We start from the raw sequence: 21,535 nt of genomic DNA on the forward strand, positions 1-21,535 counted from the left end.
GCCCATGCCGGCACAGACAGGCATCCTCAGCACCCTCCGTGAAGACCTGCACGTGGTCATCGAGCGCGACCCGTCCATCCGCAACCGCCGTGAGGCGCTGCTGCACCCCGCGCTGCCCGCGTTGTGGACCCACCGGATCGCGCACCGGCTGCACCGCCGCGGACGGCGGCTGACCGCCCGGCTGCTCGCTCTCGCCGCCCGTACCGTCACCGGCGTGGAGATCCATCCCGGTGCCGAACTGGGCAGGCGGGTCTTCATCGACCACGGCGCGGCCGTCGTGATCGGCGAGACCGCGCAGGTCGGGGACGATGTGACGATCTATCACCAGGTGACGCTCGGTGCGGTCGGCTGGTGGAACGACGTCAAGCGTCCCGAGGGCGAACGCCGGCACCCGCGGGTCGGCAACGGGGTCGTCCTCGGCACCAACGCCACCGTGCTCGGCCCCGTGACCATCGCCGACCACGCCGTCATCGGGGCCCAGGCGCTGGTGAACAAGGACGTGCCCGCCTACGCGAAGGTCCTCGCGCCCACTGCGGTGATCCGCGGCGAGGGACAGCAACCGCGGCTGATGGAAGACCTGTTCGCGGTGACCGCTTCGGCCGGGTCCTGGTGACCCCGCCCGCCTGTTCCCGGTGACCGCCCGCATGACGAACCATTCCCGAACGCTCCCGACGAGGACAGCCCATGCCCCTTGCCATAGTCGACAGCATCACCGACCTGGTCGGCTCGACCCCGCTTCTGCGGCTGCGCCCGGACGACGCCCCCGACGACGCCCGGGTGCTCGCCAAGCTGGAGTCCGCCAACCCGCTGTCCAGCGTCAAGGACCGGGCGGCGCTGTTCATGCTGCGGTCCGCCGAGGAGCGCGGCGAACTGCGCCCCGGCGGCACCGTGGTCGAGTCGACCTCGGGCAACACCGGTATCGCGCTGGCCGCCCTCGCCGTCGTCCGCGGCTACCGCTGTGTGATCGTGCTGCCCGACAATGCCACCGCCGAACGCGTCCTGACCCTGCGCATGCTCGGTGCCGAGGTCGAGTTCACCGACCACAGCCTCGGCTTCGCCGGCTGCGTGGAGCGCGCGGAGAAGCTGCACGCTGACATCCCCGGCTCCTGGTATGCGAGCCAGCACACCAACCCCGACAACGTCCGGGCCCACTACGCGACCACGGGCCCCGAGATATGGCGTGCCTGTCAGGGCCGGGTCGACTACCTGGTGTGCGGCGTCGGCACCGGCGGCACGCTCACCGGCACCGCCCGCTACCTGCGCGAACACAACCCGGACCTCAAGGTGGTCGCGGTCGAGCCGGCCGGTTCCGCGCTGCTGTCCGGCGGCGAGCCCGGACCGCACCGCATCCCGGGCCTCAACGGAGGGTTCATCAGCCCCGTCACCGACGTCGCCCTGATCGACGAGGTGATCGTGGCCCCCGACGCCGACGCGGCCGCCGCCACCCGCGCGATCGCCGCCCGCCACGGGCTGCTCGTCGGCATCTCCGCGGGCGCAGCTGCGTACGGCTGCGCGGAACTGGCCCGCCGCCACGACCTGTCCGGCGCCACCGTCGTGACCGTCTTCCCGGACACCGGCGAGCGCTACCTCAGCTGGTGGCCGGCCGAGGGCGAGGACCGGTCATGACGCTGATCGTGCTGCACCGCGCCGCGCTCGGTGCCCTGCCGTACGGGCGCTGGCTCGCCGACGCCGGCCGGGACCTGGTCCTGGTCACCGAGCCGGAGGCAGTGGACCTGCTCGGAGGGCAGCGCGGCGCATGGGCCGAGACGCATGTCGTCCCGCGGTTCGCCGTCACCGCCGAGGCGGAACGGACCGTGCTCGCCGTGGCCGTGCGCCGCCAGGTGTCGGCGGTCGTCGCCCTCCACCCCGGCGACCAGGTCCGGGCCGGCTCGCTCCGCAGCCATCTGGGCCTGCCCGGACAGAGCCGCGACGAGGCGCTGGTCGGTGCCGACACGCTCCGCGCAGACGAACTGCTGAGCAGCGCCGGCGTACCCGTCGTACGCCGGGCAGCGGCCGGCCGGGTCCCCGACCTGTACCGGGCTGCGCACAGCTGGGGATACCCGCTGGTGATACGGCCGCTACGGGGTGCCGAGCGGCCCGTCGTGGCCGAACTCTCCGACGAGGACGACCTGCGCGTCTTCGCCCGGGACGGCCTCGCCACCGGGCATCCGACGGCCACTGCCGGGCTCACCGTCGAACCGCTGACCGCCGGGCCACGGCACCACGGCCTGGGCACCCCGGCCACCGACGCCGCGCTCGCCGTGCTGCCGGGCGGGCCGGGCCATCCGCTCGGTGTCGCCGCCGTACGCGACGAGCGGGGCGTGTGGCGCGTGGACAGCGTCCGCTATGAGGGCCACCTGGGCCCTGGCCGGGAACGGGTGCGCGCACAGGCGGGACTGCCTGCCGAACTGCCGCACCGCGAGAGCATGGAGGCGGTCTGAGTGAGTGTTCTCGTGCTGCATCAGGTCGGTTCGGTGCACGCTGTGCCGTACGACGAGTGGTTCGCCGACCATCCCGGCGACATCCTGCTGCTCACCTCCCGGGACAACCTCGACCGGGTCGGTGAGGATCTCCCGCCGGCCGGCGCGGGATACGCCCGCACGGAGGCGCTCGACGGCTACGACACCGGTGGCGGGCTGGAGGCCCGCGCGCTGGAGCTGGCCCGGGAGCACGGTGTCCGGTACGTCGTCGCCAGCCATGAGCGCGATCTCGAACGGGCCGCCGTGCTGCGGGAGGTGCTCGGCCTGCCCGGGCAACGGCCGGACAGTGTCCTGCCGTTCCGGGACAAGGCGCTGATGAAGCGGCTCGCTGCGGCGGCCGGGGTGCGGGTGGCGGCCCACCGCGAGATCGAGACCGCCACCGACATCGTGGACTTCGCTGCCGAGTACGGCTACCCGGTCGTCCTCAAGCCCCGCGACAGCGCGGGCTCGGTGGGACTGCGGATCCTGCGCGGACCCGAGGACCTCGACGCCCACCTCGCCGACGACTTCGACCTGTACGACGGCGGCCGGCCGAACCTGATCGCCGAGGAGTTCGTGCCCGGACCCCTGTGCCATGTCGACGGGCTCGTCCTGGGCGGGCGGACCGTGTTCGCCTGGCCGTCGCAGTACCAGTACGCACTTGCCACCTACGCCACCGACACCGGGCCCCGCATCGACCTCACGCTCGACCCCTCCGACCCACTGGCCGGGCGGCTGCTGGAGTTCACCCGGCTGCTGCTGGAGGCGCTGCCCGGCCCGGAGAACTTCGCCTTCCACGCGGAGGTCTTCCACACGCCGGACGACGAACTGGTGCTGTGCGAGATCGCCTGCCGCACGGGCGGAGCCGCGATCCGTGACGTGATGACGCTGCTGTTCGGCGCCGATCCGACCCGCAGCTGGCTGCGCGCAGAACTGGGCCTGCCGGTGTCCCTGCCCGAGCCGGCCGGTTCAGGGCTGCCCCGGCCGCGCACCATGACCGGGCAGATGGTGCTGATGAAGCGCCCCGGCCGGGTGGTGGCGGTACCACAGGCCCCGCCGGACTGGCCGTGGATCGAGCGGTTCCGGGTCTTCACCGGACCTGGCCGGACGATGGAAGCCGCCCGGACCTCCTCCGACTTCCTGTGCACCGTGCTGGTCTCGGGCCGCAGCCGCGCGGAGGTCGAGGAACGGCTGCGCCGGGTCGAGTCCTGGTTCCTCGGCGAGCTGGTGCTCAAGGATCTGCCGCCCGCCCCCGCCCAGTGAAGGACACCGCCATGACCAGCCCTGTTCCCGCCGACAGCATCGCCGACCTGGTCGGCGCCACCCCGCTCGTCCGCCTGGGTACGGACGGCGCCGCCGAGGGCGTCCGGGTGCTCGCCAAGCTGGAGTCCGCCAACCCGCTGTCCAGCGTCAAGGACCGGGCGGCGCTGTTCATGCTGCGGTCCGCCGAGGAGCGCGGCGAACTGCGCCCCGGCGGCACCGTGGTCGAGGCGACCTCGGGCAACACCGGCATCGCGCTGGCCGCGTTCGCCGCCGCGCGCGGCCACCGCTGCGTGATCGTGCTGCCCGACAGCGCCACCAGTGAGCGGGTGACGCTGCTTCAGGCACTCGGCGCCGAGGTCGTCCGGACCCCGCGCGACGCGGGCTACCAGGGCGCGATCGCCAAGGCCGAGGAGATCCACGCGGCCACCCCCGGCTCCTGGTTTCCCCGCCAGCACCAGAACCCCGACAACGTTCGGGCGCACTACGCGACCACCGGCCCGGAGATCTGGCGGGACACCGCAGGCGCCGTCGACGTCCTGGTCTGCGGTGTCGGCACCGGTGGCACGCTCACCGGCATTGCCCGGTACCTGAAGGAGCAGAAGCCCTCGGTGCACGTCGTCGCGGTGGAGCCGGAGAACTCCCCGGTCCTCTCGCGCGGCACCGCCGGCCTGCACCGCATCCCCGGCCTCAACGGGGGCTTCGTCGCCGAGACCACCGACGTCTCCCTCATCGACCAGGTCGTCACCGTCTCCGACGAGGACGCCATGGCCACGGCACGGGCCCTCGCCCGGAACCAGGGCATCCTCGCCGGGGTGTCCTCCGGGGCCGCTGTGCACGCCTGCACCGAACTCGCCGCCAAGCCCGAGTACGCGGGCAAGGTCGTCGTCACGGTGCTGCCCGACTCCGGCGAGCGCTACATGAGCCTGTGGCACCACAACACGCAGAACTGACACCCCCTCGTACACATCGCTCGTACACAACTGTCGTGCAAGGAGAAGAACATGCCTGTGATCACCGTGGACTGGTGGCAGGGAAACGACCGTGCCGCCCGCGCCGAACTGGTCGCCGAACTCACTGACACCGCCGCGCGCGTCGCCGGCTGCCCCAAGGAGGCCGTGACCGTCCTCGTCCGGGACGTGGCGCACGACCACTGGGGCAGCGGAGGCATCCTCGCCGACGACATCCTCGCGCAGCGGCAGCCGGGAACCGGTACCTGACGGCCCGGGCCCGGAGGAGCCCTCTCATGTCCCCTTCCGACGGCACTCGGCGGCTGCTGCTCGTCCAGCCCTGTCACGAGTCCGTGCGAAAGGCCGTGGCGGCCGGTTTCCACGTCTGGTCGGTCCGCGACCGGGACACGGACGACGACCCGCTCTGTCTCGCCGAGGCCGAACGGCTCTCGCAGCGGCTGCTGTTGACCGACACCCGTGAACCGGCGGGCCTGGCCGCGCTGCTCCGTGACGCCGCCCGCAGTGCGGGACTCAGCCTGACGCTGTATCTGGGCGAGCGGCCTGGCCGGTCCGCCGCCCTGGCCGCCGTCGACGCGGCCGGCCTGTCGCTGACCAGCGCCCGGTCCGTGCACCGGATCACTGACCCCACCGCGATGCGCCGTCTGCTCAACGAGAGCGGCCGCTCGGTAGTCCGCGCCCGGCACGCCCGCACCGTCACCGAGGTCCTGGAACTGGCGGAGCACTGGCCGCTGCCACTGGTCGTCAAGCACACCGGCGCCGACGGCGGTGCCGGCGTCACACCGATCCGCACCCCGGCCGAGCTGACGGCCTGGACGGCCCGACGGCAGGCGGACCCCGCCGTCGGACCGTACCTGCTGGAGGAGTTCCTCACCGGACCGGTCTTCGCAGTGCACACGCTGACGGCCGACAGCATGCACCATGTCCTGGCCATCACCGCTCATCAGGACGACGGAGGCACCGTCACCGAGGTCTACCCGGCACCGCTCGACAGTCGGGAGCGGGCCGAGCTGCGCGCGGTCGCCACGGCCCTGCTCGACCTGGCCGACTACCGCTTCGGCGTCACCTGCACCCGTATGGTGCTCACCCCGCACGGTGCACGCGTCGTGGCGGCCGAGGACGGCCTCCGGGGTGCCGGGCCCGACCTGCTGCGCATCGGCGCCGGATACGACCCCGAGCTGTGGCTCTTCCGGGCGCTGGCCGGAGAGCCGGTTCCGCGTCCGGTGCCGCAGCGGGCGGCCGCCGCGACGGAGGTTCCACCGCCTGCCGGGATCGGGACGGCAGACCTCGCATCCGTGCCGTACGTACGGTACTTCCGCACTCCTCGGCCGGGCACCGGGCAGCCTGGCCGGGTCGCCGTCGAGGCCGGCTCTCCCGATGAGGCGGGCCGCCGCATCACAGCCGTACGGGCGCTGTGGGACCGGGCGGAACGGGCCGACGGCGGATGCGGCACCTGTTCCCGCGGCCGAGGTATCTCCGCAGGATGAGTTCGGTAGCGGTGGTCTCCACGATGAGTGACGTCGGCCGCGGTACCCGGCAGGGCGCGACGACATCACGACAGTGACACAACATCACGGGGAGAGACATCATGCGCAGCAAGGCAGCCCGGCCGATCGGCATCATCATCGCGATCACCGCACTCGTCCTCGGGGCAGCCGGAACCAGCCACACCGGACACGCCTGGGCACCGAAGGTCACGACGGCGTCCGACGGCGGGCCGGAGTCCGGGAACCTGGCCGCCGCCCCGTCGGCGGTCGCATACAGCGACGGCGGCCCCGAGTAGGCCGGTTGACGCCGTGGCCGCGACGACGGTGCTCCGTACCCGGCCCTGGTGCGGAGCACCGTCGTCCGTGGTTCAGTGCACGTCGGCCGGCATCCCCATGGCGTCGAACAGCCCGTCCGCCTCGCTGCGATGCCTCAGCGCCAAGCACGTGTCACCGAGCGCCAGCGCGGCGCGCGCGATCCCGTCGTGGGCGTGCGCGAGCGCCACCCGGTACTCGATCGAGTCCGCCCGCAGCAGGGCGCTCTCATGCAGCCGCAGCGCCTCGGCGTACGCGCCACGGCGCTGGTGCAGCCGGCCGACGATGTTCTCCACCTCGCAGCACCGCACCGTCGTGCCGCGAGCCCGCACCAGTTCCAGGGCCTTCGCCTCCCGCCCGTGCGCGGACGCCGGAACCCGCCGGCCGGTCCGCTGCTCGGCGTCGGCGGACAGCGCCAGCGCGAGCGCCACGTCCTCGGGCATCGACGACTCGTCGCCCACGGCCAGCGCCCGTTCCAGACAAGCCTTCGCCTGCTCCGGCTCACCCAGCGCGAGCCGGGCGATGGCCAGATCGTTCAGCGCCGGTATCTGGCTGACGTGCTCGCCCCCGCGGCCATGCAGCGCGACTGCCTCCTCGGCCGCCTCCGCCGCCCTCCGGTACTCACCGAGCCAGCAGCACACCGTGCTGAGGTTGGACAAAGCCATCGCCTTGCGCATCACGTTCTCGTGCAGGTCGATACTGCGTGCCAGATGATCGCTGCCCTCCCGGAGATTGCCGAGATAGCTGTGCAGCAGCCCGAGCTGGTCGAAGCTGACGGCCTGACCGTGCCGGTCGCCCAGCGCACAGGCGATCTGCAGCGACTCCTCGGCCGACTTCAGACCGTCCCGGAACCGGCCGAGCTTCCAGTGCGAGGACGTCAGATTCGACAGACTCGAACGCAGCACCGACGGATCGCCCTGCCGCCGCGCCGAGTCCACTGCGAGCTGGGCGACCTGCTCGTACTCCTCGAAGTACCCCCGCAGATTCAGATAGAAGATCACATCACGGGCGAGATGCACCGCATGCCGGTCCAGCCCCCGCTCATGGGCGAGCCCCACCGCCGACAGCAGCGCCCGGTGCTCCCGGCCGAGCCACTCCTGCGCCTGCCCCGCGTCCCGCACCGGCGGCAATGTTGCCGCACTCGCGGGAAGCTGTGCCGCACGGCCCGACCGGCTCGGGAACAGCAGGGCGCACGCCTGCTCGGACGCGGCCACGTAGTAGTCCAGCAGCCGCTCCACCGCGGCCCGGTCGGCCGCCTCCGTGTCGGCCGAGCGCAGGCTCTGCGTGAACCCGCGTACCAGGTCGTGCTGGCAGTACCGGCCCAGCTTCTGCTGGAGCACCAGGTGTACATCCAGCAGCCGCTCCAGGATGTCCTCCGCCGTACGGGTGTCCGTGCCGAACAGCGCCGCACCCGCGTGGGCGTCGATCTCCTTGCCCGGCATCACACCGAGCAGCCGGAACGCGACCCGGTGCCGCTCCTCCATCGCCTGGTACGACAGCTGGATGGTCGCCGCGACACTGCGCTCGCCGCTGCTGAGCTCGTCCAGCCGCCGGGTCTCGTCGCACAGCCGGTCCACCAGGTACTGCACCGTCCAGCGGGGCCGGTTGCGCAGCCGCGCGCTGGCGATCCGCATGGCCAGCGGCAGTCGGCCGCACAGTTCGGCCAGCTCCGCGACCGCCTCCGGCTCGGTCGCCATCCTCTGCTCACCGAGCGTCTCCATGAGCAGCGCCGTGCTGTCCTGCGGCGACATGACCCGCAGCGAGATCCAGTCCGCACCGTCCACATCGACCAGCCGGGCCCGGCTCGTCACCACGACCAGACAGCCCGGCGAGGCCGGCAGCAGCGGCAGGACCTGCGCCGAGTCCAGCGCGTTGTCCAACAGCAGAAGGAGCCTGCGGCCCGCGGCCGTCGCCCGCCACAGCGCCGACCGGCCGCCCTCGTCCTCCGGGATCCGCTGGTCCGGCACACCCAGCGAGCGCAGCAGCGCACCGAGCACCGCGGACGGTGCCAGCGGATTCTCACCGGGCGAATAACCACGCAGGTTGTAGTAGAGCTGCCCGTCCGGATACCGGTCCACCAACTGGTGCGCGCCCCGCACCGCCAGGGACGTCTTCCCGCTGCCACCCATGCCGTCGATGGCCACGATCCGGGTGCCGTCGGCGGGCTCGGCCGCATACGCGAGGAGCTGCTGCAACTCCTCCTCACGGCCGGTGAAGTCCGACAGGTCGTACGGCAGCGTGCACGGCGACAACGCCGGTGCCGCCTCCGCCTCGGGCTCCGGTTCCGGCTCGGGTACGGCTGGCTCGACGCTGTCGCGCAGGATCGCCTCATACAGCCTGACCAGCTGCGGCCCGGGGTCGATGCCCAGCTCCTCCGCGAGCAGGTCCCTCACCCTGCCGTACTCCTCCACCGCCTCAGCCGCCCGGCCGGACCGGTACAGCGCCAGCATCAACTGCTCGCGCAGCGTCTCCCGCAGTGGATGGTCGGCGATCACCTCCCGCAGATCACCGACCAGCTCGCCGGCCTCGCCCCCGTCGAGCCGGAGCTGGAAGAGCTGCTCGGCCGCGGCCAGCCGACGCTCCTCCAGTGCAAGCGCGGCCGCCGTGATCGTGCGGCTCGCCTGATCCGCCAGGACGGGGCCTCGCCACAGCGCGAGCGCGGTCCGCAGCAGCTCCGCCGCCCCGGCCGAGGCCCCGGCCGCCAGCTCCCGGCGCGCCTGCGCGGTGAGCCGGGCGAACCGGCCCACGTCGATCTGATCCTCGGCGACCACCGCACGGTAGCCGCGGCCCTCGGTGAGAAACAGCGAGCTGCCGTCCGGCACCCGGCGACGCAGATCCGCGACGGCCTTGCGAACCTGATGGACGGCCGTGGCGGGCGGGTCCTCGTCCCAGGCCGCCTCCATCAGCCGGGTCATCGGTATCACCCGGCCCGGTTCCAGCAGCAGAGCGGCCAGAATCCGCTCCTGAATCGGCCCACCGAGACGCAGCCGGTGTCGTCCGGCCCAGATCTCCAGCGAACCGAGGATGTTGAAGTGCACCGTGTGCGGCGCGGCTCCGGACATCGCCAGCCCCCTGCCCAATTTCAAAACCCCAGGTAAGAGGCTTGCAGCAGGGATCCTAACCGATCACTCAGCGTTACGGTATGAACGCGGGACATGAACAGGAGCCCGGCACGGCAGTCTGCGAGACGTCGAAAATTCGCCACTCGTAGAGCCGAGGAGAAGCCTTGCCCCACGAAGTTCCCACCCCGGGCCCGGTCAGCCGGTACCGCTATCTCGCGGCGATCTCCGCGGAGGCTGTCGGCAGCGGCCTGTACGTACCCGTCTCGCTGCTCTACTTCCACCACGTCACTCATATGTCGATGCCGCGTATCGGCACCGCAATGACGGTCGCCGCCCTCCTCGGTCTCGCCGTCAGCCTGCTGGCCGGTACGGCGATCGACCGCTTCGGGGCCCGCACCGCAGTGGTCACGGGCTTCCTCGTCCGCGCGGTCGGCTTTCTGTGCTACCCGCTCGTCCACACCTTCTGGCAGGTCCTGCTCGCCGCCACCCTGGTCGCGATCGGCGACCGCTCCTTCCAGGCTTGCGTGCAGGCGCTGGTCGCGGAGATGGCCCAGGGCGCGGAACGGGACCGGCTGCGCGCCGCCCAGTACAGCGTGCGCAACGCGGGGATGGGCACCGGCGGTCTGCTGGCTGGTCTGGTCCTCGGCGCCGGCGCCGACTGGGCCTACCAGAGCGTGGTCCTCGGCAGTGGCATCGGTCTGACCGTGGCAGCCTTGCTGATCGCCACCCTGCGGCTGCCGCACCGGCAGCGCCACACCGGGCAGGACCGCACGGCGCCCACCCCCTCCGGTTACCGCACCGTCCTGCGCGACCGCGCCTATCTGCGGCTGACGGCGGCCAATGTCCCCCTCGCCCTGTGCTACTCCTCGCTGAGCGTCATCCTGCCCGTCTACGTCACCCAGTCCCTGCACGCGTCGCCTTCGGTCCCCGGGCTGCTGTTCACCCTCAACACTGTGGTCGTCGCCCTCGCCCAGGTCCTGGTCACCAAGGCACTCGTCCGCACCCGCAGGACCCGCGCCGCGGCCGCGGGCGGAGCCGTCTTCGCCGCCGCCTTCGGCTGCTTCGCCCTGCTCGGCCAGGCCGGCACGGGCCCCTGGCTGTACGTCGGCCTGACGGTGGCCACCCTCCTCTACACGTGCGGTGAACTGCTGCACAGCACCACCTCCGGCGCCCTCGCCGCCGACGCCGCACCCGAGGAAACGCGTGGCCGCTATCTGTCGACGTACTTCCTGTCCTGGTCGGTCGCCAAGTCCGCCGCCCCGGCCCTCTTCACGGCACTCCTCGCCCACTCGGCGACCCTGACCTGGAGCCTGCTCGCCGCAGGCGTCCTCGTCGGCAGCCTCAGCCTGCTCCGGGTCGAACCGAAACTCCCGGCCCAGGCCCTGCGTGCCACCCTCACCGAGCCGGCCCCGACCCGCGCCCCGGGAAGGGCCCGGCGCCTGACCATGTGAACCACATGAGAAACGGCCCCTCTCGCCGCATTCCCCAAGTCGACGAGAAGATGGGGCGTGTCTGAAAGATCGTGTAAGTCCGTGATGTGACAGGCTGGTCAGGGCTCTGACCTGGGGCCTTTGGCCAGCCGGGACGGACGGACATGAACGACAACGAGATCCCGGCCGTCGAACCGGCCGAGGACAAGCTCGTGGATGAGGTCGTCGAGCGGCTGCTGGACCGCGCCGACGCCTCGGGCGCAGCCCTGCTGGGTGACGGCGGGCTGCTGACAGAGGTGACCCGGGCCGTGCTGGAGCGGGCCCTGGACGCGGAGATGACCGATCACCTCGGATACGAGAAGCACGATCCCGCGGGCCGCGGCTCGGGCAACAGCCGCAACGGCACATCGCTGAAGACGGTGCTGACCGATGCCGGCGCGGTCACGCTGGCCGTTCCGAGGGATCGTGACGGGTCCTTCGCGCCTCAGCTGGTACCCAAGCACGCCAGGCGACTTGCGGGCTTCAACGAGCAGGTCCTGTCGCTGTATGCCCGCGGCATGTCGGTGCGCGACATCCGCTCGCACCTGGCCGGCCTGTACGGCGTCCAGGTCTCACCGGACCTGGTCAGCAAGGTCACCGACGCCGTCACCGACGAGCTCGACGCATGGCAGAACAGACCGCTGGACGCCGTCTGGCCGATCATCTACATCGACGCGCTGTGGGTGAAGATCCGCTCCGGGTCCGTGGCCTCCCGGCCGGTCTACCTGGCCGTCGGGGTGGACATGGACGGCTGCAAGGACGTGCTCGGCCTGTGGGCCGGCGACGAGGGCGAAGGCGCCACGACCTGGATGACCGTGTTGTCCGAGCTCCGCAACCGCGGCGTCGAGGACGTGTGCATCGTGGCCTGCGACGGGCTGAAGGGCCTGCCCGACGCGGTCACCGCGACCTGGCCCAAAGCCACCGTCCAGACATGTGTGATCCACTTGATCCGTGCCTCGCTGAGGTTCGCCTCCAAGCAGCACCACACCAAGCTCGTCTCGGAGCTGAAGGCCATCTATGCCGCCCCGACCGAGCAGGCGGCCGAGCAGGCCCTCGCCGACTTCGCCGCGGGCGAGCTGGGCCAGAGGTATCCCGCGATCGTGAGGACCTGGCAGGCCGCGTGGAGCGAATTCACCCCCTACCTCGCCTTCCCGCCGGAGATAAGGAAGGTCGTCTACTCGACGAACCTGATCGAATCGATCAACGCACGGCTGCGGAAGGCCACCCGCAACCGCGGCCACTTCCCCTCGGAACAAGCCGCGCTGAAGGTGCTCTACCTCGCCGTCCGCGAGCAGATCACCCCCAGAGCACGCGATGTCAACCACGTCGCGGCACACTGGAAGAAGGCACTGAACCAGTTCTCACTCTTCTTCGAGGACCGGCTCAACACCAAGTGAAATCCGAGGACTTACACAAAGTTCCGTACGCGTCCAGAAGATGGAGCGCTTCGACGCCCAGGTCCGCGGCGTTCACCGGGCTGCCGAGTTCGTGATCCTCGAAGGTCCGCCGTCCGTGGTGGAGCGCTCTACCGTGCGGTGCATGCAGCCGACCACCTAGCCGAGGTCATGCGGCGGATGGTGCGTGACGCCCATGCGGCCGACACATCCCGCAAGGCTGCGGACACCGCGCCCGCCGCTGAGCGCGAACACCTGCTGTACCAGGCCTTGAAAGGCCTCCGCGCTGCGGCTTCGGACGTCCTCAGTGACAGTCGGATACGCGTCTCGTAGTCGTTTGCTCAGCGGAGTTGAACCTGGAGAATGGCCCCTGACCTGGGTATTTGGCCGAGGGCCATTCTCGTGATCCGCTGCCGCGACTGCCCGATGCTCCTCGTGGCTTCTTGTGCCATCGGGCACGGGCAACATCTGATCCGTAGCTCTACAGAGATCGGTCAGCGGCGGTCATTCTGGCCACCGAGAGGTTGGGCCATCAACCACCCGCGCCTCTTCCTACGGACACGCGGGTGGCCTCCTGCGTTCTCCCTGCTCGGCGGCATGTGTGGCTGCTTGTTGGCATGTTTGTCCCCACACACGTGTCCCCGCTTGTGTCCTCGTGTCCCTCACTATGTCCCGGCTTGTGCCTTTGTGATCCACTGAGGGGCCACTGTTGAACGGCCGTGGACGTGCTGAACGGGACGGAGGGTCTGCTGCACGTTCGCGGTCGAGCTTCCAGAGGTCCAGGGGACGACACTCGTGGTCATCACCAACCAGCCGCATCCGAGTGGCTGGTTGAGACGTGAGGCCAAGCCCGTGCTGCCCTCCGACGTCGCCCACGCCGTCGACCTCGCCCTTCGCGAGGGATAGACCCCAACTGAGCCTGGCGCACCGTTCTGCCTGGACCTGTCTGCCGGCTTCACGCCCTCGCCCTGAGCAAGACAACGAGACCTGAGCTTGGGAAGCTCAGGTGATCCGGGGCCGATCGCTCTGCTGACCTGGGGTGGAGCGGTGTCGGTGTCCGGCCTCTCCGGCAGGTCCATCATGGAAGCCCGCCAGCCGGGCCGTGGCTCGTGCTGCGCCGCTTCTCGACGGCTCAGGATTCAACCGTCGTCAGCTGCCCCACGGTGACGATCGAAGTCTTCCCACGCCTGCCGCTGGATCTCTTCGGAGTTCGCAAGGAGTTCCTCCAGGGGCTGCGCCGGCCCGGAGGGGGGAGGCGGCAACTGGACGAGCGTGTCGTAGAGGTACGCGCATGCCTCGGTCTCGGTGGCGAAACTCCGCATGACGCTGTCCTGTGAGCGTTGGCGCAGCCCCACGGTCCAGCCATCGACCTCACGACACAGGAAGTAGTAGGCATCCAGCTGGATGGGCGCGTCGTGGACACCAGGGATGTCGTAGAACGCCTCTGGAACGTCAGCCTCGCGGAGCCTTTCAACGAGTTCTGCGCTGTCCATCAGGTCCGTCCCATCGTCTGCCTCAGAGGTGGCCACCGACCGGGTAGATCCGCGGCCACCCCGGGCCTGGTCTCGTCAGGTCACATGCAGTTCTTCCAGTTTGTACGCGTTGATGAGCATGGGGATAGTCGGCTTTGTCACGTACTGGAGGCCCAGGCCGGGCTGGCCGAACCAGGGCCTGATCGGGCCGGCGTCGACGGTGAACGGCTGGAGGACCTTGTAGAGGTGGTAGCTGAACGGGTACGTGTTGACGTAGGTGTCGAGATTGCTTGGCGGGATCGCGCGCTTGGCGTACGGCGTGCCTGCGGGGGCGAGAAAGTTGCCGAAGCCGCTGCCGAAGAGGTCGACCAGCTGGCCCTTGCGCAGCGTCACGGAGTGCTTCACCGGCTTGCCGTTCTTCAGCACGAACCCGTTGTTGTCGGGATACCACCAGCCCGACTTCCCTGTCTGGGGATCCGTCTGCCAGTAGCATCCGAGGAACCAGTAGGCGGAGGTGCCGTCCGTGCGGTGATAGCCCCTCAGCATCTTGCCGAGGGCGCCTGTCCGGGGGAGGTAAGTCGGCCCCAGCCGCCAGTCGTTGAGGTAGTAGCGCTGGTACGCCGTCGTCGGCGCGGAGTTGTTCCCGCGGCTGCGGTGCGTCGTCGGGCAGTGGGATTCGTTCCCCGCCCGGAGGTGGTCTGCGTGGGCCGTGGCCGGTGAGATGCCGACCAGCAGGAGGAGCGAAGCGAGGACGCTCCCCACGAAAGCGCGCAGTACGCGCATCCGGTCTCCCTTTCTCTTCCGGCGCCGACAGGCGCCGCGTGGGGGCGGTCGGTCGGCTGTGGTGACCGGCTGACCGCCTCATCGTGTTACAGGGCTCAGTTCACGCGCGGCATATGCCTGAGAGGTGAAGGAGCCGCAGATAGTCACCCGAACCGATGAGCCGAATTCCTCGGATGGTCGAAGACCGGGGGCGATGCAACGGGTGGGCAGGGCGCGAGCGCCATCTGATCCGTAGCTCTACAGAGATCGGTCGACCGGGCCCTGCAGGTCGCTGTGAGGTCCCTCAAAATCACTGCCGGCCATGGATGGTTGCCGTGGTTGCTGTACTCCGCTGCTGTACAGCACCATCGCTGACCACCCCTTGAGGACGGACACCAAAGCAGACATAGCCACTGTTGGAGTGGGTCGGAGCGGCGGCCTGTGCGAATGGTGTGACGTCAGCGAGTCCCGTCGCGCTCATCGTATGAGGGTTCGAAACATCGGCCCTCCAGACCCGGAGGCCTCCGGGCCTCTTCAGAGAAAGAGCGCACATGCGGCTTTCACGCCCTGGGCTGTCGATCAGCCTGGCAATCGCTCTGAGCCTGCCCGTCATCGGCAGCGCATCGGCGGCAACGCTCGACTCGACAACCAACGGCAGTCTCATCGTGTCGGCCGGACAGACGACCGTCGCGATCAACCCTGCCGGCGGTTCGGTGACCGGCACCGTGGCGAACGGCCAGCAAGCCGTCTACTCCTCCGACGGCAAACAGATCGCCTACCTCTACGACAACGGCCCATGCGTCCAGCAGCCCGAAGGCGGCTGCGTGTGGCAACCCGATCTGATGACATCCAACGCGGACGGCACCAACCAGCAGCTCCTGGTCCACGCAATCCAGGGCGAGGGCGACGCCACAGACGACTACGTCATCCATCCGGACTGGTCGCCGAACGGCAAGCAGATCATCTTCGACTCCCCCCACGGCCTCGGCATGGTCAACACCGACGGCACCGGACTCCAGACGCTGACCGACGGCGGGGATGGAAAATTCTCGCCCGCCGGCGGTGAGATCGCGTTCATCCGCGACACCTCGTACGTGGCAGCGGACGGCAGCACGCAGTACGGCCCCGACGTGTACGTCATGGACCTGGCCACCCGGGCCGTCGTCCAGGTCACCACCGATCACCAGGCATGGTCGACACCGCTCACCTGGTCCCCGGACGGTACGCGCATCGTGTACGCCACGCAGAACGGCCTGAACGCCATCGACGTCGCCACCGGACAGGTGACGAACCTCGTCGACCCCACAACCTGGCCCACCGGGCTCACGGACGTCCAGACCCCCGTCTTCTCCCCGGACGGCAGCCAGATCGCCTTCTCCGGCTACGACCCGAACGCCGGTGTACAGGGCATCTACGCGGTCAACGCGGATGGCAGCAACTTCCGGACGGTCGCCGCGACCGGCGGGACCCTGACGGAGTGGACGGAGTAGCCGCGCAGAACTCCGCGTCGCCCCCCTAGCCCACCACGCCCCCCGGCTCCCATCCCGTACGCCACTACGGACACGGCCGCGTGCGACCCCAGCGTGATGGAGCGGACTTCGGGCAAGGGGTAGGCGGCGGCCCAGCACTGATACGAGCCGTACTGCCCGCCCGCAGGTAGGCCCTCAGCAAGGGCCGACGTCAGCATGGCCGTCCCTCTGGGCCCGGCTGCGCAAAGAGTTCCGCGGTGACCGTGTGGCCGCCGTCGCTGTCGTGGACCACGACCCGGTGAGCGATCGTGCTGACCATGCTCATCAAGGCCGCTGCCGCCAAGGTTCACGTCGAGGGCCCGGTGATCGACAGCCGACCCCGCACCTTCGCCTTCGGCCACCAACTCGACGTCCGTACCATCCGGTCCGCCGAGTTCAGCGACGGCCAGGAGCTGACCGCGCGAGCCGTGGCGGCGTACATCGCCAAGTACGCCAGAAAGGGTTCCGAGACCGCGACGGGCGCTCTCGATCGCCCGCTGAAATGGAGACGGCCGTCGGTGACGAGTTGATCAGCCGCAACCCGCGCCGGATCAAGGGCGCGGGCAAGGAGTCGGCTACCGAACGCCGTATCGCCGCCGTCGCCCAGGTTGATGCGCTCGCCGATGCGACCGGGATCCGCCGGCGGCTCATGGCCCACCTCGGCGCGTACGGCCCGATGCGCCCGGAGGAACTGGCGGGCCTCCGCCGTCGGGATGTCGACCTCGACAATCTGGTGATGCGCGTCCGCGTCGCCGAGCCGGAACGCACCAACGGCAAGCGGGCTCCTGGCGAGACCAAGTCCGATGCAGGCGTGCGTACCGTCGTCCTCCCGGCCTTCCTCCACAAGGACGTGAGGCGGCACCTCGACTGGTTCGCTGAGAAGGGACCGGCCGGCCTTCTGTTCGTCGGTGAGGGGGCGCCCTTCCGCCGTACCTCCTTCGGACGGAAGTGGCGGCGGGCGCGTCTAGCCGTCGGCCTGCCGGACGGCTTCCGCTTCTACGACCTTCGTCACACCGGACACACGCTCTCGACTCGATCGGGCGCCACCCTGAAAGACACGATCGTCCGCGCCGGCCTCGACGGCATGGTCCGCACCGAGCGTGCGAAGCACCACAAGGGCAACGGCCTGCACCACAAGCCGGAGTCATCGGCGGGCTAATGGTGCAACCCCCGCCCACCGGTCTAGACAACAAAGAACCCCCGGGTCTCTGACCTGGGGGTTTTGCGTGGAGCGGGTGACGAGAATCGAACTCGCGCTCTCAGCTTGGGAAGCTGATGTTCTACCATTAAACTACACCCGCGTAAGTACGGACGGGTCGGCTCGGGGAGTCGAGGTCCGGACGATGCTCACTGTACAACATCGCAGACCCCTGGTGCCCGGGCCCAGGGGTCTGAGTCTGTTTCAGGGGTGGGATCCGGCTGCGGGTGGCCGGAGTTGGGGCGTACCGTGGAGGCTTGGAGGAGGGCGCGGGCGGGGCCGGAGCGCCGCCTGGAGAGTCGTCTCTTTGATCCCGTAATGTGCCTTTTGTCGTCGGGTCGGTCACGCCCGACGGGGCTCTTGGGGAAGGGACTTAAGGGACTTGATGGAACGCACCGTCGTCCGTTGTGCGGACGGGCACGTCTTCAGCGCCGCTTCGTTCCCGATGCAGCAGGCCGAGCGGCTCGGCCCCGGTCGGCTCATGAGGTGTCCCCGGTGCACCCGGCTCCGCAGTGTGGTGCCGGTCGCCCTGGAGAAGCAGCGGTAGCGAAGGAAAGCGACAGAAGAGGCAGGGGCGCCGTCGTGGAGGCGGCGCGGGCGGTAACCCTGGCGCGCGGAGTCGTCACGATTGTCACGGCTCCGCGCGCCTTGCGTATCCTCGCTACGTGCTTCTCTCAGACAAGGACATCCGGGCCGAGATCGACGCCGGGCGGGTACGGATCGATCCCTACGACCAATCCATGGTGCAGCCGTCGAGCGTTGACGTGCGGCTGGACCGGTACTTCCGGGTGTTCGAGAACCACCGGTACCCGCACATCGACCCCTCGGTCGAGCAGCCCGATCTGACCCGGCTGGTCGAGCCGGAGGGCGACGAGCCGTTCATCCTGCATCCCGGGGAGTTCGTGCTCGCCTCGACGTACGAGGTCATCTCCCTGCCCGACGATCTCGCGTCGCGACTTGAGGGGAAGTCCTCGCTGGGGCGGCTCGGGCTGGTCACGCACTCCACCGCCGGGTTCATCGACCCCGGCTTCAGCGGTCACGTCACGCTTGAGCTCTCCAACCTCGCCACGCTGCCGATCAAGCTCTGGCCGGGGATGAAGATCGGCCAGCTGTGCATGTTCCGGCTGACCTCGCCCGCCGAGTTCCCGTACGGCAGCGAGCGCTACGGCTCCCGCTACCAGGGGCAGCGCGGGCCGACCGCCTCGCGGTCCTACGTCAATTTCCATCGGACCCAGGTGTGAGGGCAGCAGAAGCATGAGTGAGACGCAGGGCGTGGAGACCCGGGGCGTGCGGGAGAACCTGACGTACGACGCGTTCGGCGGCGCCGTGCGCGAACTGGCGCAGACCATCGCCGACGACGGGTACGAGCCCGACATCGTGCTCAGCATCGCCCGGGGCGGGGTGTTCGTCGCCGGTGGGCTGGCCTACGCGCTGGACTGCAAGAACATCCACCTCGTGAACGTCGAGTTCTACACCGGGGTGGGGACCACCCTGGAAATGCCGGTCATGCTCGCGCCCGTCCCCAACGTGATCGACTTCTCCGACAAGAAGGTGCTGATCACCGACGACGTCGCGGACACCGGCAAGACCCTGAAGCTCGTGCGCGACTTCTGCCTCGACACCGTCGCCGAGGTGCGCTCCGCGGTGATCTATGAGAAGTCCCACTCCCTCGTGAAGTGCGAGTACGTGTGGAAGCGGACGGATGACTGGATCAACTTCCCGTGGAGTGTCCTGCCGCCCGTCGTGAAGCGGGCCGGGCAGGTTCTCGACGCCTGACCCGTTCGGTTCCGGGTACGGAAAAGGGCCTCCGGCGGCAGTGCCGGGGGCCCTTTCGCATGCCGTTCCCGGGATCTAGAACGTGCCCAGCTTCACGATCGACAGCAGGGCGATCAGCTGGATCGCCGACGCGCCCAGTGCCTTCGGCCAGGGCAGGTCGTGGGAGCGGGAGACCATCAGGGTCAGCAGGGCGCCCGCGCCGATCCAGGTGGCCCAGCCGAGGAGTTGGACGAAGCTCGCGTCGCCGCCGACGAACATCGCGACCAGCAGGCGGGGCGCGTCCGTGACGGCCGTGATCAGCATGGACAGGCCGACCGTCGGCTGCCAGGCGCCGTCGCCGCCGAGCTGGCGGGCCAGGGTGTGGGTGACCACGCCCAGGACGAACAGGCCCAGCACCATCACGACCGCCGTGATCAGGACGATCGGCACCGTGGTGGAGAACGGGGAGTCGATCGCGTCCTTGCGGGCGGTGTCGAAGCCGAAGACGGCGAGCAGGCCGTAGAGGAACGTCGTGATGAGGGCCGGCGCCCACATCGTGTAGTCCCGCATGCGCAGGAAGGTCTGGTTGGGGGAGGTGATGATCCCCTTCAGCAGTTCCTTCCAGTGCAGGGGCGGGCCGAGCGGGGCCGCGGGCGCGGCGGCCGAGCCGGCCTGGTAGGTCGAGCCCCGGGTGTAGTCGGCGGCCTCGTCGACCGAGAACGCCTGGGTGTGGCCCGGGTTGTCGGCCGCGTACGGATCGTGCGGCGCCCTGCGGCCGGCACCGGGCGGGCTCTGGTAGCCGCCGTCGCCGAAGTACTCCGGGCCGTCCTCGCCCGGGCCGGCGTAGCCGTGGGACGGGCCCGGGCGGCCGTACTGCTGCGCCTGCGGGTACGGCGGCTGCGGCGCCGACGGGTAGCCGTACGACGGCCCCGACGGCTGCCCGTACCGCGGTCCCGGGCGGCCGTGCGGCGCCCCCTGCGGTGCCTGCGGTACCTGCTGTCCTTGGGGGGTGCGGTTGTCCCGGCCCCCGCGTCCGATCCTGAATCCAGCCACGTCATCGAACGTACCTGGTCCCGGAGAGTGACGTGCCCGGCCCGGGCGTCCGGGCCCGCCTTTGCGGCCGACCTGTGACATCCCCTAAGGGGCCGTCAGCGGACCGGTCCCGGGGTTCATCAGGGGTTCCCCCGGTTTTGCCCGGCCCCGGACCGCCGCGGGGCGGGCCGGCGGGGGCCGAGAAGGGCGCCCCGGCCGGGCCGGGCGGGGCGGACTGGGCCAGGATGGTGCCATGAGCGTAGTGAAGATCAACGTGCTGACCGTGCCCGCCGAGCAGCGGGAGGTGCTGGAGAAGCGGTTCGCCTCGCGCGCCCACGCGGTGGAGAACTCCGACGGCTTCGAGTGGTTCGAGCTGCTGCGGCCCGTCGAGGGCACCGACACCTACCTCGTGTACACGCGCTGGCGGGACGACGCGTCGTTCCAGGCCTGGATGGAGGGGCCGATGAAGGCCGCGCACCAGGGCGGCGGCGAGGGCGCCGAGCGGCCCCGGCCGGCTGCTTCCGGTTCCACCCTGTGGTCCTTCGAGGTGGTGCAGCAGGCGGGGCCCAAGCAGGACTAGCCGCACGCGACCAGTCGTAAGCGACAGGCCGTAAGCGACCGGCCGGGGCCCGGGTCAGTCGTCGGCGCGTGCCAGCTCCAGCTTCGGGAAGGTCACCGGCTCGGGAGACCGGCCCGCTTGCAGGACGTAGGCCCGTCCCGTCTCCTCGCCCGCCGTGATCCCGGCGACCGACGCCGCGATCTCGGCGGGCTCGGCCAGGGCGAGACCCTGGCCGGTGACGTATGCGACGGCCTCCGGACGCAGGATCGGCGTGCGGACCAGGCCCGGGCAGATCGCGTTGATCCGCACGCCCCTGTCCTGCCAGGCCGGGGCGAGCGAGCGCACCAGCCCGATCACGCCGTACTTGGTCGCCGCGTAGACCGGGTCGAAGGGTGCCGCCCCGAGCCCGGCCATGCTGGAGGTCACCAGCAGCGAGCCCCCGCCGTGCGCGGCCAGCGCGGGCAGCGCCGCGTGCAGGCCGTACATCACGCCGTGCAGGTTGACCGCCAGCACCCGGTGCTGGCGTGCCGGGTCGTAGTCGTCCTCGCCGAAACCGCCGCCGTCGCCGATCCCGGCGTTCAGGTGCACCAGGTCCAGCCCGCCGTAGGCCGCCACGGCGGCGTCGATCAGCGCGAGGTTGTCGGCCTCCCGCGTGGTGTCGGTGCGGACGAACAGGCCGTCCACCTCACGAGCCACGGCCCTGCCGCCCGCCTCGTCGACGTCCGCGACGACCACGCGCGCGCCCAGCCCGCCGAAGTGCCGGGCGACCGCCGCGCCGATCCCGCTCGCCGCCCCGGTGACCACCACCACCTGTGCCATGTCCGCGGACCTCTCTCGT

At 70.3% G+C, this 21,535-nt stretch carries 19 protein-coding genes, 1 tRNA gene and 2 pseudogenes; 16 read left to right on the top strand and 6 right to left on the bottom strand.

The genetic code is table 11. The features are described 5' to 3' along the window. The first annotated feature begins 4 nt into the window (after window positions 1-4). The 8 genes from epsC to AC4OXY_RS26900 all read left to right on the top strand — a co-directional run bounded on the left by epsC (window position 5) and on the right by AC4OXY_RS26900 (window position 6,470). On the top strand, window positions 5-613 hold the full coding sequence (gene epsC / locus AC4OXY_RS26865; RefSeq protein WP_356029861.1) for a serine O-acetyltransferase EpsC: 609 nt from the start codon (window positions 5-7) through the stop codon (window positions 611-613). A gap of 71 nt (window positions 614-684) precedes the next feature. Beyond that, window positions 685-1,626: a PLP-dependent cysteine synthase family protein gene (locus AC4OXY_RS26870; RefSeq protein WP_491991200.1), complete on the top strand. Its 942-nt coding sequence runs from the start codon at window positions 685-687 to the stop codon at window positions 1,624-1,626. Further along, window positions 1,623-2,441, top strand: coding sequence for an ATP-grasp domain-containing protein (locus AC4OXY_RS26875; RefSeq protein WP_356029859.1), 819 nt, complete (start codon window positions 1,623-1,625; stop codon window positions 2,439-2,441). Before AC4OXY_RS26870 ends, AC4OXY_RS26875 begins: the two co-directional genes overlap by 4 nt. After that, the gene (locus tag AC4OXY_RS26880; RefSeq protein WP_356029858.1) at window positions 2,442-3,722 is read left to right on the top strand and encodes an ATP-grasp domain-containing protein; all 1,281 of its coding nucleotides are present in this window, start codon (window positions 2,442-2,444) and stop codon (window positions 3,720-3,722) included. An 11-nt stretch (window positions 3,723-3,733) separates the two neighbouring features. Continuing rightward, window positions 3,734-4,672, top strand: a complete 939-nt coding sequence (gene cysK, locus AC4OXY_RS26885; protein WP_362822387.1) for a cysteine synthase A — start codon at window positions 3,734-3,736, stop codon at window positions 4,670-4,672. A gap of 51 nt (window positions 4,673-4,723) precedes the next feature. Then, window positions 4,724-4,939 carry a tautomerase family protein gene (locus AC4OXY_RS26890; RefSeq protein ID WP_356029856.1) on the top strand — a complete coding sequence of 72 codons (216 nt, stop codon included), beginning with the start codon at window positions 4,724-4,726 and terminating at the stop codon, window positions 4,937-4,939. A gap of 26 nt (window positions 4,940-4,965) precedes the next feature. Then, on the top strand, window positions 4,966-6,174 hold the full coding sequence (locus tag AC4OXY_RS26895; RefSeq protein ID WP_491991201.1) for an ATP-grasp domain-containing protein: 1,209 nt from the start codon (window positions 4,966-4,968) through the stop codon (window positions 6,172-6,174). Between the two features lie 101 nt (window positions 6,175-6,275). Further along, window positions 6,276-6,470 carry a hypothetical protein gene (locus AC4OXY_RS26900; protein ID WP_356029854.1) on the top strand — a complete coding sequence of 65 codons (195 nt, stop codon included), beginning with the start codon at window positions 6,276-6,278 and terminating at the stop codon, window positions 6,468-6,470. A gap of 72 nt (window positions 6,471-6,542) precedes the next feature. On the opposite strand, the gene AC4OXY_RS26905 is transcribed toward AC4OXY_RS26900, so the two are convergent. Next, window positions 6,543-9,548, bottom strand: a complete 3,006-nt coding sequence (locus AC4OXY_RS26905) for an AfsR/SARP family transcriptional regulator (RefSeq protein WP_491991202.1) — start codon at window positions 9,546-9,548, stop codon at window positions 6,543-6,545. Between the two features lie 164 nt (window positions 9,549-9,712). Here AC4OXY_RS26905 and AC4OXY_RS26910 point away from each other — a divergent pair, with 164 nt between their 5' ends. After that, window positions 9,713-10,999 (top strand): MFS transporter, encoded by a 1,287-nt coding sequence (locus AC4OXY_RS26910; RefSeq protein ID WP_491991203.1) that lies wholly within the window; start codon window positions 9,713-9,715, stop codon window positions 10,997-10,999. Window positions 11,000-11,142: 143 nt separating this feature from the next. Next, window positions 11,143-12,414 carry an IS256 family transposase gene (locus AC4OXY_RS26915; protein WP_491991204.1) on the top strand — a complete coding sequence of 424 codons (1,272 nt, stop codon included), beginning with the start codon at window positions 11,143-11,145 and terminating at the stop codon, window positions 12,412-12,414. A gap of 1,136 nt (window positions 12,415-13,550) precedes the next feature. Here the strand turns inward: AC4OXY_RS26915 and AC4OXY_RS26920 are convergent. Both AC4OXY_RS26920 and AC4OXY_RS26925 read right to left on the bottom strand, forming a co-directional pair. Next, window positions 13,551-13,940 carry a hypothetical protein gene (locus AC4OXY_RS26920; protein ID WP_491991205.1) on the bottom strand — a complete coding sequence of 130 codons (390 nt, stop codon included), beginning with the start codon at window positions 13,938-13,940 and terminating at the stop codon, window positions 13,551-13,553. A 39-nt stretch (window positions 13,941-13,979) separates the two neighbouring features. After that, the gene (locus tag AC4OXY_RS26925; RefSeq protein WP_356029849.1) at window positions 13,980-14,666 is read right to left on the bottom strand and encodes a TNT domain-containing protein; all 687 of its coding nucleotides are present in this window, start codon (window positions 14,664-14,666) and stop codon (window positions 13,980-13,982) included. Between the two features lie 530 nt (window positions 14,667-15,196). On the opposite strand from AC4OXY_RS26925, the gene AC4OXY_RS26930 reads away from it, so the two are divergent. The 3 genes and pseudogenes from AC4OXY_RS26930 to AC4OXY_RS26940 form a co-directional block, all read left to right on the top strand. Then, complete coding sequence (locus AC4OXY_RS26930; protein ID WP_362822382.1) at window positions 15,197-16,135, top strand: TolB family protein; 939 nt, start codon at window positions 15,197-15,199, stop codon at window positions 16,133-16,135. A 281-nt stretch (window positions 16,136-16,416) separates the two neighbouring features. Next, window positions 16,417-16,659 (top strand): annotated as a pseudogene (locus AC4OXY_RS26935) (replication initiator); the annotation flags it as partial. Continuing rightward, window positions 16,650-17,312: pseudogene (locus tag AC4OXY_RS26940) on the top strand (tyrosine-type recombinase/integrase); the annotation flags it as partial. The pseudogenes AC4OXY_RS26935 and AC4OXY_RS26940, both read left to right, overlap by 10 nt. A gap of 68 nt (window positions 17,313-17,380) precedes the next feature. On the opposite strand, the gene AC4OXY_RS26945 reads toward AC4OXY_RS26940, so the two are convergent. Beyond that, window positions 17,381-17,454 (bottom strand) — tRNA-Gly (locus AC4OXY_RS26945). A gap of 562 nt (window positions 17,455-18,016) precedes the next feature. Here AC4OXY_RS26945 and dcd point away from each other — a divergent pair. Further along, window positions 18,017-18,592 carry a dCTP deaminase gene (gene dcd / locus AC4OXY_RS26950; RefSeq protein ID WP_071375215.1) on the top strand — a complete coding sequence of 192 codons (576 nt, stop codon included), beginning with the start codon at window positions 18,017-18,019 and terminating at the stop codon, window positions 18,590-18,592. A 13-nt stretch (window positions 18,593-18,605) separates the two neighbouring features. Beyond that, a complete protein-coding gene (locus AC4OXY_RS26955) occupies window positions 18,606-19,127 on the top strand; it encodes a phosphoribosyltransferase (RefSeq protein WP_356029846.1) in 522 nt (173 codons plus the stop codon). A gap of 75 nt (window positions 19,128-19,202) precedes the next feature. On the opposite strand, the gene AC4OXY_RS26960 is transcribed toward AC4OXY_RS26955, so the two are convergent. Further along, complete coding sequence (locus AC4OXY_RS26960) at window positions 19,203-20,240, bottom strand: YIP1 family protein (RefSeq protein WP_356029845.1); 1,038 nt, start codon at window positions 20,238-20,240, stop codon at window positions 19,203-19,205. A gap of 151 nt (window positions 20,241-20,391) precedes the next feature. On the opposite strand from AC4OXY_RS26960, the gene AC4OXY_RS26965 reads away from it, so the two are divergent. Further along, entirely contained in the window at window positions 20,392-20,718 is a 327-nt protein-coding gene (locus AC4OXY_RS26965; protein WP_356029843.1) for an antibiotic biosynthesis monooxygenase family protein, read from the top strand. Window positions 20,719-20,772: 54 nt separating this feature from the next. On the opposite strand, the gene AC4OXY_RS26970 is transcribed toward AC4OXY_RS26965, so the two are convergent. Then, window positions 20,773-21,516 (bottom strand): SDR family NAD(P)-dependent oxidoreductase, encoded by a 744-nt coding sequence (locus tag AC4OXY_RS26970; RefSeq protein WP_356029841.1) that lies wholly within the window; start codon window positions 21,514-21,516, stop codon window positions 20,773-20,775. Window positions 21,517-21,535 lie beyond the last annotated feature (19 nt).

The organism is Streptomyces sp. HUAS MG56, from assembly GCF_058673395.1.

Coding starts and splice junctions, on each gene's coding strand:
- AC4OXY_RS26930 (WP_362822382.1), top strand. CDS start 15,197: ATGCGGCTTTCACGCCCTGGGCTGTCGATCAGCCTGGCAATCGCTCTG.
- AC4OXY_RS26970 (WP_356029841.1), bottom strand. CDS start 21,516: ATGGCACAGGTGGTGGTGGTCACCGGGGCGGCGAGCGGGATCGGCGCG.
- AC4OXY_RS26900 (WP_356029854.1), top strand. CDS start 6,276: ATGCGCAGCAAGGCAGCCCGGCCGATCGGCATCATCATCGCGATCACC.
- AC4OXY_RS26890 (WP_356029856.1), top strand. CDS start 4,724: ATGCCTGTGATCACCGTGGACTGGTGGCAGGGAAACGACCGTGCCGCC.
- cysK (WP_362822387.1), top strand. CDS start 3,734: ATGACCAGCCCTGTTCCCGCCGACAGCATCGCCGACCTGGTCGGCGCC.
- AC4OXY_RS26915 (WP_491991204.1), top strand. CDS start 11,143: ATGAACGACAACGAGATCCCGGCCGTCGAACCGGCCGAGGACAAGCTC.
- epsC (WP_356029861.1), top strand. CDS start 5: ATGCCGGCACAGACAGGCATCCTCAGCACCCTCCGTGAAGACCTGCAC.
- AC4OXY_RS26905 (WP_491991202.1), bottom strand. CDS start 9,548: ATGTCCGGAGCCGCGCCGCACACGGTGCACTTCAACATCCTCGGTTCG.
- AC4OXY_RS26955 (WP_356029846.1), top strand. CDS start 18,606: ATGAGTGAGACGCAGGGCGTGGAGACCCGGGGCGTGCGGGAGAACCTG.
- AC4OXY_RS26875 (WP_356029859.1), top strand. CDS start 1,623: ATGACGCTGATCGTGCTGCACCGCGCCGCGCTCGGTGCCCTGCCGTAC.
- AC4OXY_RS26965 (WP_356029843.1), top strand. CDS start 20,392: ATGAGCGTAGTGAAGATCAACGTGCTGACCGTGCCCGCCGAGCAGCGG.
- AC4OXY_RS26895 (WP_491991201.1), top strand. CDS start 4,966: ATGTCCCCTTCCGACGGCACTCGGCGGCTGCTGCTCGTCCAGCCCTGT.
- AC4OXY_RS26870 (WP_491991200.1), top strand. CDS start 685: ATGCCCCTTGCCATAGTCGACAGCATCACCGACCTGGTCGGCTCGACC.
- AC4OXY_RS26960 (WP_356029845.1), bottom strand. CDS start 20,240: ATGTCACAGGTCGGCCGCAAAGGCGGGCCCGGACGCCCGGGCCGGGCA.
- AC4OXY_RS26925 (WP_356029849.1), bottom strand. CDS start 14,666: ATGCGCGTACTGCGCGCTTTCGTGGGGAGCGTCCTCGCTTCGCTCCTC.